At 60.3% G+C, this 13059-nt stretch carries 13 protein-coding genes; 2 read left to right on the forward strand and 11 right to left on the reverse strand.

The window, feature by feature from the left end:
- Nucleotides 1-12 precede the first annotated feature (12 nt).
- The 7 genes from BMZ57_RS02030 to minC form a co-directional block, all read right to left on the reverse strand.
- Nucleotides 13-2178, reverse strand: a complete 2166-nt coding sequence (locus BMZ57_RS02030; protein WP_069672402.1) for a mechanosensitive ion channel family protein — start codon at nucleotides 2176-2178, stop codon at nucleotides 13-15.
- A gap of 52 nt (nucleotides 2179-2230) precedes the next feature.
- A complete protein-coding gene (locus BMZ57_RS29430) occupies nucleotides 2231-2407 on the reverse strand; it encodes a hypothetical protein (protein WP_010208820.1) in 177 nt (58 codons plus the stop codon).
- A 184-nt stretch (nucleotides 2408-2591) separates the two neighbouring features.
- A complete protein-coding gene (locus BMZ57_RS02035; protein WP_010208821.1) occupies nucleotides 2592-3881 on the reverse strand; it encodes a M18 family aminopeptidase in 1290 nt (429 codons plus the stop codon).
- Between the two features lie 171 nt (nucleotides 3882-4052).
- Nucleotides 4053-4688 carry an RluA family pseudouridine synthase gene (locus tag BMZ57_RS02040; protein ID WP_010208822.1) on the reverse strand — a complete coding sequence of 212 codons (636 nt, stop codon included), beginning with the start codon at nucleotides 4686-4688 and terminating at the stop codon, nucleotides 4053-4055.
- A gap of 96 nt (nucleotides 4689-4784) precedes the next feature.
- Nucleotides 4785-5039 carry a cell division topological specificity factor MinE gene (minE, locus tag BMZ57_RS02045; protein ID WP_010208824.1) on the reverse strand — a complete coding sequence of 85 codons (255 nt, stop codon included), beginning with the start codon at nucleotides 5037-5039 and terminating at the stop codon, nucleotides 4785-4787.
- A gap of 3 nt (nucleotides 5040-5042) precedes the next feature.
- Complete coding sequence (gene minD / locus BMZ57_RS02050) at nucleotides 5043-5855, reverse strand: septum site-determining protein MinD (RefSeq protein ID WP_003175251.1); 813 nt, start codon at nucleotides 5853-5855, stop codon at nucleotides 5043-5045.
- 166 nt (nucleotides 5856-6021) lie between these two features.
- Entirely contained in the window at nucleotides 6022-6759 is a 738-nt protein-coding gene (minC, locus tag BMZ57_RS02055; protein WP_010208827.1) for a septum site-determining protein MinC, read from the reverse strand.
- Between the two features lie 119 nt (nucleotides 6760-6878).
- On the opposite strand from minC, the gene BMZ57_RS02060 reads away from it, so the two are divergent.
- Together BMZ57_RS02060 and BMZ57_RS02065 are read left to right on the forward strand one after the other, a co-directional pair.
- Nucleotides 6879-7814 carry a lipid A biosynthesis lauroyl acyltransferase gene (locus BMZ57_RS02060; RefSeq protein WP_010208829.1) on the forward strand — a complete coding sequence of 312 codons (936 nt, stop codon included), beginning with the start codon at nucleotides 6879-6881 and terminating at the stop codon, nucleotides 7812-7814.
- A 30-nt stretch (nucleotides 7815-7844) separates the two neighbouring features.
- Nucleotides 7845-8978 carry a patatin-like phospholipase family protein gene (locus tag BMZ57_RS02065; protein ID WP_021490810.1) on the forward strand — a complete coding sequence of 378 codons (1134 nt, stop codon included), beginning with the start codon at nucleotides 7845-7847 and terminating at the stop codon, nucleotides 8976-8978.
- Nucleotides 8979-9009: 31 nt separating this feature from the next.
- Here BMZ57_RS02065 and BMZ57_RS02070 read toward each other — a convergent pair whose 3' ends face one another.
- The 4 genes from BMZ57_RS02070 to BMZ57_RS02080 form a co-directional block, all read right to left on the reverse strand.
- Nucleotides 9010-9795: an outer membrane protein OmpK gene (locus BMZ57_RS02070; protein ID WP_010208831.1), complete on the reverse strand. Its 786-nt coding sequence runs from the start codon at nucleotides 9793-9795 to the stop codon at nucleotides 9010-9012.
- A 23-nt stretch (nucleotides 9796-9818) separates the two neighbouring features.
- Nucleotides 9819-10187 carry a hypothetical protein gene (locus BMZ57_RS29030; RefSeq protein WP_139136431.1) on the reverse strand — a complete coding sequence of 123 codons (369 nt, stop codon included), beginning with the start codon at nucleotides 10185-10187 and terminating at the stop codon, nucleotides 9819-9821.
- A gap of 44 nt (nucleotides 10188-10231) precedes the next feature.
- The gene (locus BMZ57_RS02075; RefSeq protein ID WP_010208832.1) at nucleotides 10232-11578 is read right to left on the reverse strand and encodes a nucleobase:cation symporter-2 family protein; all 1347 of its coding nucleotides are present in this window, start codon (nucleotides 11576-11578) and stop codon (nucleotides 10232-10234) included.
- 182 nt (nucleotides 11579-11760) lie between these two features.
- On the reverse strand, nucleotides 11761-13053 hold the full coding sequence (locus BMZ57_RS02080) for a urate hydroxylase PuuD (protein ID WP_044287594.1): 1293 nt from the start codon (nucleotides 13051-13053) through the stop codon (nucleotides 11761-11763).
- Nucleotides 13054-13059: the final 6 nt, after the last annotated feature.

The raw sequence follows: 13059 nt of genomic DNA on the forward strand, positions 1-13059 counted from the left end.
CCTCTCCTGAGTTTATTGTTGTTGATCTTTCTCCTGCACAGTGCCGGCGGTCACTACCTGCACACTCAAGCGCGGCGTGGCCAGGTCCAGCCCGGCTTCATCCAGATGACGCTTGAGGGACAGGTTGAACGCCCGCGACACTTCCCACTGCTTGATCGGCGCGGTCTTGAAGCGCGCGCGCAGAATCGCGCTGCCCGACTCGAAACTCTCCACGCCTTGAATCTCCAACGGCGACCAGATATTGCGGCGCTGCAAGGGGTCGTTGCGCATTTTCTGGCCGACATCGCGCATCAGCTTGATGGCGTCGTCGATCTCCATGTTGTAGGGGATCGCCACCCGGAAGATCGCGTAGCCGAACTCCCGTGAGTAGTTCTTGATGCTCTTGATCTCACTGAACGGGATGGTGTGCACGATACCGTCGATGTCACGCAGGCGCACCGTGCGGATGGTCAGGCCTTCGACGGTGCCAAGGTGGCCGCCGACGTCCACGTAGTCATCGATGGCCAGGGAGTCTTCGATGATGATGAACAGGCCGGTGATCAAGTCCGCCACCAGGGACTGTGCGCCGAAACCGATAGCCAGGCCGATCACACCGGCACCGGCCAGCAATGGCGTGACGTTCATGCCCATGTTCGCCAGGGCGACGATGGCCGCGATGATGAAGATGGTCACGAACAGCACGTTACGGATCAACGGCATCATGGTCTGCGCACGGGCATTGGCCAGGCCCTTGCGCGAGCGGGTGAGGGCGTGGTGGATCGCGGTGTCGCTGAGGATCCAGATCAACCAGGCAAACAGCAAGGTCCCTGCCAGCCCAAACAGCTTGACGCTGACTTCATGGCCATCGCCTTCGGTAAAGCGGATCAGTGACAGGCCCCACACCCGCAAGCCCAACTCGATAAACGCCAGCCATACCACCAGGTGGGCCAGGGTGTAGACAAAGCTTTTCAGGCGTTCGGAATACAGCGCATGCCGCTTGTGCCCGCGCTGCGGCTTGAGGGCGTGACGGCGTACCAGGCCGTTGATCACCATGCACAGTACCAGCAGCACCGTGCACAGCAGCGACTGGCGCAATGCCGTGCTGGTATCGCCCGCCGAGACGAAGGTGGCGAACAGCGAGATGCCCACCAACAACAACGCCGGGATGTACCAGAAGGAACCGATGATTTCGATAGTGTCACTGAGGGCACGGCGTGTGAGGCGGCGCGACAGTGGCTGGTTGCGGATCAGGTGGGCGATGGGCCGGCGGAAACGCAGGATGAACACCCCGGTCGACAGCGCCGCCATCACATTGGCGACGGTCGCGGCGGTATGGGACAAGTGCTGTCCAAGCGCCGTGACCAACCGTGGGTCGCTCAAGGCTTCACCGAAGGCGGCGAAGCTGCCGATCCACCACAACGGGCGGAAAGCCTGATGACGCAGGATGTACAGCGCGCGATGGCGATGCGGACCGTCGAGCACGGAAAATGCAATCACGCAGATCGCCGAGAAACAGGTGCCTACCACCAGCGCATAGGCCAATACCATCGCCAAGGATTTGCCCAGGGACGAGGGCAGCGCATAGCTCAGGTACACCGTGATCACCAGGGCGATCAGCCATGGGCCGAGTTTACGCAGGGCGAAACGCACCATGTCCCAGGTGCGTGGGTGTTGCGGCAACTCTTCAGGCAGGCCGAAGCGTTCGCGTACGCGGTGGCTGAGCCAGATCAGCGCGGCAGCGAGCAGGCTCCATACCGCAAGGATCAAAGCAAAACCGAAAATGATCGGCAGCCATTCGTTGGCCGGCAACATCAGCGCACTGAGTTCTTCCTTGGCCAGGTCGACTTCATTGGACCAGCGCCCCAGCGGGCTGTCGGCCCCGGAAAACTGTGATTCCAGGTTGGCCAGGGTGCCGCCGATCAACCCCAGCACGCCTTCTTCGGCGGCCGGTTGGGCTTTTTTCGTGGCTTCACGCAGCTTTTTCAGGTCACTCAGCAACTGGGTGCGTTGCTGGTCGTTTTCCAGGGTCTTGATCACTTCGTCCAATGACTGCCCCAACGGCACTTGGGCCTGGGGCTGGGTCTTGTTGGTGTTGCCGAGCAGGCCGGGCAAGCCCACGGCGTGGGCAGGCGTCAGCGGCAGCAGCGTCAGCAGGGCGATCAAGCAATAGCAGGGCAGGGCAAACAGACGGGAAATCACGAGGCGGTCAACCTTGGAAACGACGAGTTGACCGAGTGTACGAGCGCAATCGTTATTCAGCCAGTTTTGCGAGGATCTTGTACACCACGGTGCCGAGAATCAGCAGCATGCCGATCCACATGCCAAACACGCCGAGTGGCTTGTCACGGAAGTTGAAGCCTACGGCAAGCATGATCATGCCGATCAGGATCGGGATAAGCATGGCGTGGAAGGAGGACATGGAGATCATGGTGCGACGGCCTTGTCGGAGTGGGAATACTGACAAGTCTAGGCGCGATTACGGGAAATGGAATTGATGTGAGTCAGATAGCGTGGTGGGTATCTGCAATCGTCATCGCGGGCAAGCCCGCTCTCACAGTTGAAATGCATTCCCCTGTGGGAGCGGGCTTGCCCGCGATGGCCGCGCCTCGGTCTCAGGGCAAGTCGTGGCTCGCGTAGAACGCGCCCAGCACCTTCACCAGATGCGCCAGGTCATGGCTGCCGCACAGCTCACGAATGGAGTGCATGGCAAACGTCGGCAGGCCGATGTCCACGGTGCGCACGCCCAGGTGGCTAGCGGTGATCGGGCCAATGGTGGAGCCGCAGCCCATGTCGCTGCGTACCACGAAGCTCTGCACCGGTACTTCCTGGGCCATGCACAGGTGGCGGAAAAACCCGGCGGTTTCGCTGTTGGTGGCGTAGCGCTGGTTGCTGTTGACCTTGATCACCGGGCCGGCGTTGAGCTTGGGACCGTGGTTGGCGTCATGCTTCTCGGCGTAGTTCGGGTGTACGCCGTGGGCGTTGTCCGCCGACACCAGCAGGGATTTCTGAATGGTACGTACGAATTCATCACCTTCCGGCAACAAGCGACGCAGGGTCTGTTCCAGCATCGGGCCATCGGCACCGCACGCCGAGCAGGAACCGACTTCTTCGTGGTCGTTGCACACCAGCACGCAGGTTTCTTCGCTGTCGCTGGTGAGCAAGGCTTGCAGGCCGGCATAGCAGGACAGCAGGTTGTCCAGGCGTGCACCGGCGATGAAGTCGCCGTTCAGGCCGATGACTGCAGCGCTTTGGGTGTCGTAGAAGCTCAGCTCGTAGTCGAGCACCACGTCGGCGTTCAAACCATGTTCGCGTGCAAGCTGCTCGGTGAGCACGGCACGGAAGTCCACGCGCTCGTCCCCGGCAAATTGCGCGAGGATGGGTGGCAGCTCAGTCTGGGCATTGATCGCCCAGCCCTGGTTGGCTTCACGGTTTAGGTGAATGGCCAGGTTGGGGATGATAGCGATAGGCAGCTTGAAGTCGATCAACTGGCTTTCGACCTTGCCGTCGCGGCGGAACGTCACGCGGCCGGCCAGGGACAGGTCGCGGTCGAACCATGGCGCCAGCAGTGCGCCGCCATAGACTTCCACGCCCAGTTGCCAGAAACCCTGGCGTTGCAGTTCCGGCTGGGGCTTGACCCGCAGGCACGGACTGTCGGTGTGGGCGCCGACCAGGCGGATACCGCCCTGCAGCGGCGAATGACGGCCGAGCTTGAAGGCGATGATCGAGGAATCGTTGCGGGTCACGTAATAGCGACCGTTGGCCTCGGTGGTCCAGGTTTCGCGCTCATCGAGACGCTGATAACCGGCCGCTTCCAGGCGCTGGGCCAGGGCGGCAGTGGCATGAAAAGGAGTAGGGGAGACCTTGAGGAAGTCGATCAGGCCTTGATTCAACGCTTCGCGCATAAATAGCTCCAGACAGCAATGCGCGGAGTTTACCGTTCGATGGCAAGAAGTGCACAGAACAAATGTGGGAGGGGGCTTGCTCCCGATTGCGGTGTGTCAGTGAGCAAATACAGTGACTGACACTCCGCCATCGGGGGCAAGCCCCCTCCCACATTTACCCGTGTTCGCAGCTTAAAAGGGGGCAGGGCACTCAAAGCGCAAGCGCTCGCCGCTTTGTGGATGGGTGAAACTGAGCATGCTTGCATGCAGGCACAGCCGCGGCCAGGCAGCCAACGCTTGTTCATGGGCATACAAGCCATCACCCAGCAACGGATGCCCGATGGACAGCATATGCACACGCAACTGGTGCGAACGCCCGGTGATCGGCGTCAGCTCCACACGGCACCAGTCGCCACACCGTTCCAGTACTTTCCAGAAGGTCAGCGCATGCTTGCCGAATTCGTGGTCCACCACATGCCGTGGTTTGGTTGGCGGGTCGTAGCGCAAAGGCAAGTCGATGCTGCCGCTGTCCAGTTCCGGTTGGCCCCAGGCCAGGGCGGTGTAGGCCTTTTCGGTTTCACGGTCGTGAAACTGGCGGGACAGTTCGCGGTGGGTGTCGGCGTCACGGGCCAGCAGGATGATGCCGGAGGTTTCCCAGTCCAGGCGATGGACGATGCGGGCTTCGGGATAGCCGTTTTCCTGCAGGCGGGTGATCAGGCAGTCCTTGTTGTCGTCGGCGCGGCCAGGCACCGAGAGCAGCAGGGTGGGCTTGTTCACCACCAGGACAGCGTCGTCCTGATAGAGGATATGGATGTTGGACAGCGGCATTAAACAGCCTCGTAACAAACGCCAACGGCGGCTCGCCCACCCGATTCCCGAAAAGGGATCAAGGTGTGTGAGCCGCCGTGGCGACCGCCTGTTCGATCAACGATCAGGCAGGGTGATATTGAGTTCCAGAATCGAGCAGCTGCCGTCATTTTCCAGAGCGACATGCACGTCATCGTTGCCGATATTGACGTACTTGCGGATCACCTCAACCAGTTCCTTCTGCAAGGCTGGCAGGTAGTCCGGCGTGCTGCGTTGGCCGCGTTCGTGCGCCACGATGATCTGTAGACGCTCTTTCGCTACCGACGCGGTCGTAGGCTTTTTGTTGGCGCGAAAGAAGTCGAGAAATTTCATTGTTTAGTTGCCTCCAAAGATACGCTCGAAGAATCCCTTCTTCTTGACATCGAGGAAGCGGTGTTCCACGGTCTTGCCCAGCAGGCGATCCACTGCATCGCTGTACGCCTGGCCGGCGTCGCTCTGGTCGTCAAGAATCACCGGAACACCCTGGTTGGAAGCCTTCAGGACGGCCTGGGATTCTGGGATCACGCCCAGCAGGGTCACTGCGAGGATTTCCTTCACGTCTTCAACACCGAGCATTTCGCCGTTGCTGACGCGCTCAGGGTTGTAACGGGTGAGCAGCAAGTGCTCCTTGATCGGGTCCTGGCCTTCTTCGGCGCGCTTGGATTTGCTGGCCAGCAGGCCCAGCATGCGGTCCGAGTCACGTACGGAGGAGACTTCCGGGTTGGTCACGACGATGGCTTCATCGGCGAAGTACATCGCCAGGTGAGCACCGGTCTCGATACCGGCCGGCGAATCGCAGACCACGTATTCGAAGGTTTCCTTCAGCTCGGCCAGGACTTTGCCTACGCCTTCTTTGGTCAGCGCGTCTTTGTCACGGGTCTGGCTGGCGGCCAGCACGTACAGGTTCTCAAGGCGCTTGTCCTTGATCAGGGCCTGTTGCAGGTTGGCTTCACCGTTGACCACGTTGACGAAGTCATACACCACGCGGCGTTCGCAACCCATGATCAGGTCGAGGTTACGCAAGCCGACGTCGAAGTCGACAATAACTGTCTTGTGGCCGCGCAGAGCGAGACCGGTACCGATAGCGGCGCTGGTGGTGGTCTTACCCACACCACCCTTGCCGGATGTAACCACGAGAATCTTGGCCAAGGTGTTTCACCCCTAAGGAAGAAGGACGTTTCGGTCCCTGAAAAACATCTCTTGGAACTCGCTGCAGGCGGACAGCCTTGTAGGAAAAAAATATTCCTACATAAGTAATGCCGGTTTCGCTGTGCTATCAGAGTCTAGAGATGCTTGGAAAATGCGGCAGTATCCGTTAAAGACGGATGATGTTCAACACATCGCCCGACAGGTTGACCTGCACCGAAGCCCCCCACAGCGGATCACGGCGCAAATCTTCTGAAACCTTGTACTGGCCTGCGATGGACACTAGCTCAGCGGTCAACTGCTGGCAAAAAATACGGGCCTTGGTATCACCCTTGATGCCGGCGAGGGCACGTCCGCGCATCGGGCCGTATACATGGATGTTGCCATCGGCAAGAAGTTCCGCCCCCGGGCTGACCGAAGAGATCACCACCAAGTCGCCACCCTGGGCGTAAATCTGCTGTCCGCCGCGTACGGGCGAGGTGATGATCTTTGTAGGCTTGATCGTAGGCTCGGGTGGTTTTTCCGGTTTTTTCTTCTCTTCACCGACCAATGGTTCAAGCGGACGCTCGCGCGCGCCGGACGGTGGCAGTACTGGCAGTTCAATGGCGATTGCAGCGGCAATGTCTTCAATACGGCTGGCGCGGATTGCCAGGGTACGTAGGCCATGGGAGCGGCACACGCGCATCAGACCGGGCAGGTCGATGCTGCCTTGGCCGGCCGGCAGTTTGTCCAGCGCCAGTACCAGCGGGGCATTGTTGAAGAAATTCGGCGCCAGGGCGACCTTGGCGGCGAGCTGACGGTCCAGGGCGTCGAGGTCGTTACGGGCGAGTTCCAGCACGGTGATGGCGAGCATGCTGCCTTTCAGCTGGAACACGGGATCTTGGTCTAGCGGTTCGGTTTGGCTCATGGTCGGCAAAAGCGGCTTGTCACGAAAAGTGTCGAGACTTATAACGAGAACACTCACCCGCCGCAAGCCGAGTCGAACCGTTGTAGAATGCGCGGCCCTTGTCTTTACCGGAATCTGTAATGGATCGCCCGCGTTTTCGAGCTGTATTTCTTCACCCGCGTTTCTGGCTGTTATGGCTGGGGCTCGGCCTGTTGTGGCTGGTCACTCAACTGCCGTATCGCGCGCTGCTGACCATTGGTCGCCTGCTGGGCGCCGGCATGTACCGTGTGGCCGGCGAGCGTCGCCGCATTGCCGCGCGCAACCTGGAACTGTGCTTCCCGGAAAAATCCGCCAAAGAGCGCAAACAGCTGCTCAAGGAAAATTTCGCCTCCACTGGCATCGCCTTCTTTGAGATGGCCATGAGCTGGTGGTGGTCGCGCCAGCGCCTGGCGCGCCTGGCCCACGTCGAGGGCCTGGAACACCTCAAGCAAGCCCAGCTGGATGGCAAGGGCGTGATCCTCATGGCCCTGCACTTCACTACCCTGGAAATCGGCGCGGCGTTGCTGGGGCAAAAGCACACCATCGATGGCATGTACCGCGAGCACGGCAACCCATTGTTCGACTACATACAGCGCCGTGGCCGCGAGCGCCACAACCTCGATTCCCTGGCCGTGGAGCGCGAAGACGTGCGCGGCATGCTCAAGCTGCTGCGCGCCGGCCGGGCCATCTGGTACGCGCCGGACCAGGACTACGGCGCCAAGCAAAGTATCTTCGTGCCGCTGTTCGGTATCCAGGCCGCCACCGTGCCGGCCACCAGCAAGTTCGCCAAGCTGGGCAAGGCATTGGTGGTGCCGTTCACCCAGCAGCGCCTGGCCGATGGCAGCGGTTACCGCCTGGTGATTCATCCGCCGCTGACTGACTTCCCTGGCGAGAGCGATGAAGTCGACTGCCTGCGCATCAACCAATGGGTCGAAGCTTCGGTACGTGAATGCCCTGAGCAATACCTGTGGACCCATCGCCGCTTCAAGAGCCGGCCACCGGGTGAGCCTAAGCTGTACGAAAAACGCCGCCGATAAGACAGACATTTCCCCACATGGAGTGACGCAATGCGCCCAGCTGAACCGGTTACAGGCTTGATTCTTTCCGGCGGCGGGGCGCGAGCGGCGTATCAAGTGGGGGTATTGGCGGCAATTGCCGAACTGTTGCCGCCGGGCGCACCCAACCCTTTCCCGGTGATTGTCGGCACCTCGGCCGGCGCGATCAATGCGGTGAGCCTGGCCAGTGGCGCCACGGACTTCAGGGCCGCGATACAACGTCTTACCGCTTTCTGGCAGGGCTTCCGTAGCCATCTGGTGCTGCGCAGTGATTGGCCGGGGGTGATCCGCCAGGCCAGCCGTTTCTTGATCCACAGCCTCCTGGGCCTGGGCGCTCAGGTGCCGGTGGCGCTGCTCGACAGCACGCCCCTCAAAGCGCTGCTCAAAGACAAGCTGCACTTGCCCGGCATCGATGAAGCCATTCGCAATAAGCATCTGCACGCGGTGGCGGTCACGGCCTTCGGTTACGAGTCCGGCCACGCAGTGACCTTCTACCAGGGCGGCGGCACCATCGACGCCTGGTTGCGCCATCGTCGCATCGGCATGCCCACGCAACTCACGGTTGAACACCTGCTGGCCAGTTCAGCGATTCCCTTGCTGTTTGCGCCGGTCAAACTCGACCAGGAGTATTTCGGCGACGGCGCCGTACGGCAGTCGGCGCCCATCAGTCCGGCGTTGCACCTGGGGGCCAGTCGCGTGTTGGTGGTTGGCGTCAGCGGCAACCCACGCGGCAATGAACCCGCGACGCAACGTACCTACACCGGCCAAGAGCCGACCTTGGCACAGATCGGCGGGCATATGCTCAACAGCACCTTCATTGACAGCCTGGAAAGCGATATCGAGTTGCTGGAGCGCTTGAATCAGTTCAGCCATGCCGCGCCTGGTGTGGCGGCGGTGGACGTGCTGGTGATTGCACCTAGCCAGCCGATCGATGAAATCGCCGCGCGGCACCGTCAGGAATTGCCGGCGGCATTGCGCTTGTTTTTGCGTGGGCCGGGGGCGACCAAGACGAGTGGGGCAGGGGTATTGAGTTACTTGCTGTTCGAGGCGGGGTATTGCAGCGAGTTGATCGAGTTGGGGCGCAAGGATGCGCTGGCCAAGCGCGAGGAACTCACCCGGTTCCTCGGCCTGACACCGAACCTGTAGGAGCCGGCTTGCCGGCTCCTACGAGGGTCAATCAGAAGTGATACTTGACCAGGAAGCTCGCAGTGTCCTGGTTAGTCTTGAACGCGCCCGAATCTTCGATCCCGTACTTGTTCTTCCAATAGTCGTATTCAAAGCCGACATACAACTGCTTGTCGCCCCAATGCAGCGCTTTACCCAGGTCATATTTGACCTGCGGGTTGAAGTGCAGGTTGGCGTGGTAAGTGCCACGGGCGTTCTTGTCGTTGTCGACTACCCAGTCCATAAAGCCGTCGATCAGGATATTCGAGTTGCCCACCGGGATCGTGTACGACCACACCGGAGTGATCTGCCAAACACCGTCACCCGGGCGATTGCCTTCGGTCTGGCGCTGGTAGAAGTTCAACTGGAAGTAGTCGAAACCGGGGATGTTCAGGTCAAAGCCAGGGCCGAGCAGGTACGACTCGTTATCGCCTTCGCCAAACTCGTAAGTGAACGCCAGCAGCACGTCTTTGATTGGGCCGAACGACAGGTCTTTATCAAAGATCTTGCCGAACGACAGGCGCGGGCTTATTTCACCGTAGTAAGTACTGGGGCCGACGTTGCCGTCTTCCTTGCCGTTGTAAAAGATGCGGTCGACGAAGATAAAGTTGTCGCCGTATTTCCAGGCATCGGCATGTTCGAACGTGACGGTTTGCTGGATCTGCGGGTTGACGGTAAAGCTCTTGCCCCACAGATAAGTCAGGCTGTTGTTCTGCCACTGCAACAGGTCACCGGCCACGGCTTGGCCACCGGCCAGCAGTGATCCCGCCAGCATCAGGCCTTTGAACATAGGTTTCATTCGGTTGCTCCCGAGTTAAAGTTTTATGGTTTTTCTTCTACGCAGGCGCTCTGGTGTGGCGCCTTTTGGTTCGCTGAAAAAATCGTCTGTTCGGTCAGCTTTAGTGCTTTTAGCAAGAGCTGCGCCAAGGTGTTTAAAAAGCCAAAAAATCCCTGTCGGCTGCATCGGATGCAGTCGAATTCAGAGGACTTTTGCGCACTTTGGCTGCAGACATAAGGCCGGGATAAGTTGGCCTTGCAGTCAGTTTTTACATTCGCTGTTTTTTTTTGAGTCGATTCGAGCGGGCGCGGAGAATACTGGCTCCCAGGCCGTGGCTCAAGTGCGCTGTTAGAGAGCGCGTGGGGCGAGAATGGGGCACGGCTTGTGGCCGGCCCCAAGTGAAGGGTGTGCATGTTGATATTCCTGTTTCGTTATTGTTTTTGTTAGAACGAAGGAATCAATGCGTAGGGGCAACTTCAGGGCGTTCCGCGCCGCCCAGGATGTTGAACAGGATATTCAGCGACAACGCGCTGAGCGTGGCCATGGCGATGCCGCTGTGGGTAATCGGGCTCATCCACAACGGTAGCTGCGCGAAGAACTCCGGGCGCACCACGGGGATCAGGCCCATGCCGATACTGACCGCCACCAGCAACTGGTTGCGACGGTCGGCGATGTCGGCTTCCTGCAGGATCTTGATCCCGGTCGCCGCCACCATGCCGAACATGGCGATGGCCGCGCCGCCCAGCACCGCCGGAGGAATCGACGCCACCAGGTAGGCGGCCTTGGGCAACAGGCTCAGCACGATGAGGAAGACCCCGGCCATAAGGGTGACCGAACGGCAACGCACGCCGGTCATCTGCACCAGGCCGATATTCTGTGCGAACGAGGAGTGGGTAAAGGTGTTGAAGAAACCGGCAAAGAACGACGCGCCGGCATCACACAGCAGCCCGCGGCGTAGCATCTTCGGCGTGACGTCTTGGCCGGTGATCTTGCCCAGGGCGAGGAACATCCCGGTGGACTCGACAAAGATGATCACCACCACCAGGCACATCGACAGGATCGGCGCCAATTCGAACGTAGGCATGCCGAAGTGCAAGGGTGTCACCACCTGCACCCAGGGCGCCATCGCCAGGCCGCTGAGGTCCACCATACCGAGTGCACCGCACAAGGCGTAGCCCAGGCCCATGCCAATCAGCACCGAGATGTTCACCCAGAAGCCGCGCATGAAGCGGTTGATCAGCAGGATGGTGGCGAGTACCAGTGCGGCAATCGCCAGGTAGATTGGTGAGCCGAACGTGGCGGTGGCACTGCCGCCGCCGGCCCAATTCACCGCCACTGGAAACAGCGACAGGCCAATTGCGGTGATCACTGTGCCAGTCACCAATGGTGGGAAAAAACGCACGACCTTGGACATGAACGGCGCGATGAGCATGCCAAAGAACCCGGCGGCGATGGTCGCGCCGAAGATCCCCTGCAACCCGATGCCTGGCATGCCGGCCATCGCGACCATGCTGCCGACGGCGGCAAAACTGGCGCCCATCATCACCGGCATGCGAATGCCCACCGGGCCGATGCCGAACGACTGCACCATGGTGGCGATACCGGCCACGAGCAGGTCGGCGTTGATCAGAAAGGCGATTTCTTCACGGCTCAGGCCGGCGGCCTGGCCAATGATCAGGGGCACGGCGACGGCGCCGCCGTACATCAGCAAGACGTGTTGCAGGCCTACCAGAATCAGTTGCAAGAGGGGCAGCCGCACCATGGCGGGCGCGGCGGGAATCTGCGGTTCGGCTAACTCGGTCATGCAACACCTCGGATCTTTTTTATTTTTGTGTTGTGTGGAACGCAATCTCTACAGCACCACAAATTCTCTGTGGGAGCGGGCTTGCTCGCGAATACGGTGTGTCAGTCATTGAGTGTGCTGACTGATCCAGCGCCTTCGCGAGCAAGCCCGCTCCTACATTTGGATCTGTGTGAGTCAGTCAGTTAATTGGTGCGGGCTCCCTGGTTGATCCAGGTACCAATCAAATCCCGCTCCTGTTGGGTCATCTGGGTGATGTTGCCCAACGGCATGATCTGGCTCGTCACGGCTTGCGCTTGAATACGCGCGGCCTGCTGCTGGATCTGCGCCGGTGTGTCAAACATCACCCCGGCCGGCGCGGTGCTGAACAGCGGGCTGGTGGGCTTGGCCGAATGGCACACAGTGCAACGCTGCTCGATCACGCTGTGGATCTGGCCGAAATCCGTGGTGGCCTGGGCCGGTGCCGGTTCAGCGGCCGGTGCGGCAGGTGCAGCGGGTTTCAAACCACCGCCCAGCGCCGTTTCCGGCAATGGCTGGTACTCGATGGCGGCGGGCGCCTTGGCCACTTCTGGTGCGGTCGACACCGGTTTTGGTCCGGTGACGTAGGCCAGACAGATCATCGCCAGCGCGCCAACCGGCAAGGTCCACGCATACTTCTGGCTGTTGTGACGGGTATTGAAGTAGTGCCGTACCAACACCGCCGCCACCGCGATACCCGCCAGGATCAGCCAGTTGTATTGGCTGCCGTAGGTGCTCGGGAAGTGGTTGCTGATCATGATGAACAGCACCGGCAAGGTGAAGTAGTTGTTGTGACGCGAACGCAGCAAGCCCTTGGCCGGCAGTGCCGGGTCGGGCGTGCGATTCTCTGCGATCGCTGCGACCAACGCGCGTTGCGCCGGCATGATGATGCGGAACACGTTACCGACCATGATGGTGCCGATCACCGCACCGACGTGCAGGTAGGCGCCACGGCCACTGAACACTTTGCTGAAGCCGTATGCGGCGGCAATCAACAGCACGAACAGAATGAAGCCGAGCAGGGCAGGGCGCTTGCCCAGGGCCGAGTCGCAAAGGAAGGAGTAGATGAACCAGCCGGCGAACAGTGAGCCTATGCCCAGCAACACGCCTTCCGGACCACTGAGGCTGCTGCCCGGGGCCAGCAGGTACAACGTGGGGTTCCAGTAAAACACCACGCACAGCAGCGCAATGCCCGACATCCAGGTGAAATAGGCTTCCCATTTGAACCAGTGCAGGTTGTCCGGCATGGTCGGCGGCGCCAGTTTGTATTTTTCCAGGTGGTAGATACCGCCACCGTGGATCGCCCACAAGTCACCGGCCAGGCCGCTCTTGGGGTTGACGCGATTGAGGTTGTTTTCCAGCCAGACGAAGTAGAAAGAAGCGCCGATCCACGCGACGCCCGTGATCATGTGAACCCAGCGCACGCTCAGGTTCAGCCATTCCATCAAATGTGCTTCCACAGTTTT

It is taken from the genome of Pseudomonas simiae, from assembly GCF_900111895.1.
GTDB classification, from domain to species: Bacteria; Pseudomonadota; Gammaproteobacteria; order Pseudomonadales; family Pseudomonadaceae; genus Aquipseudomonas; species Aquipseudomonas simiae.

Bases quoted from the DNA above. Each gene is read 5' to 3' on its own strand.
- BMZ57_RS29430 (WP_010208820.1), bottom strand. From the start codon at position 2,407: ATGATCTCCATGTCCTCCTTCCACGCCATGCTTATCCCGATCCTGATC.
- BMZ57_RS29030 (WP_139136431.1), bottom strand. From the start codon at position 10,187: ATGCACACCCTTCACTTGGGGCCGGCCACAAGCCGTGCCCCATTCTCG.
- BMZ57_RS02075 (WP_010208832.1), bottom strand. From the start codon at position 11,578: ATGACCGAGTTAGCCGAACCGCAGATTCCCGCCGCGCCCGCCATGGTG.
- BMZ57_RS02070 (WP_010208831.1), bottom strand. From the start codon at position 9,795: ATGAAACCTATGTTCAAAGGCCTGATGCTGGCGGGATCACTGCTGGCC.
- BMZ57_RS02060 (WP_010208829.1), top strand. From the start codon at position 6,879: ATGGATCGCCCGCGTTTTCGAGCTGTATTTCTTCACCCGCGTTTCTGG.
- minC (WP_010208827.1), bottom strand. From the start codon at position 6,759: ATGAGCCAAACCGAACCGCTAGACCAAGATCCCGTGTTCCAGCTGAAA.
- BMZ57_RS02040 (WP_010208822.1), bottom strand. From the start codon at position 4,688: ATGCCGCTGTCCAACATCCATATCCTCTATCAGGACGACGCTGTCCTG.
- BMZ57_RS02035 (WP_010208821.1), bottom strand. From the start codon at position 3,881: ATGCGCGAAGCGTTGAATCAAGGCCTGATCGACTTCCTCAAGGTCTCC.
- minE (WP_010208824.1), bottom strand. From the start codon at position 5,039: ATGAAATTTCTCGACTTCTTTCGCGCCAACAAAAAGCCTACGACCGCG.
- BMZ57_RS02065 (WP_021490810.1), top strand. From the start codon at position 7,845: ATGCGCCCAGCTGAACCGGTTACAGGCTTGATTCTTTCCGGCGGCGGG.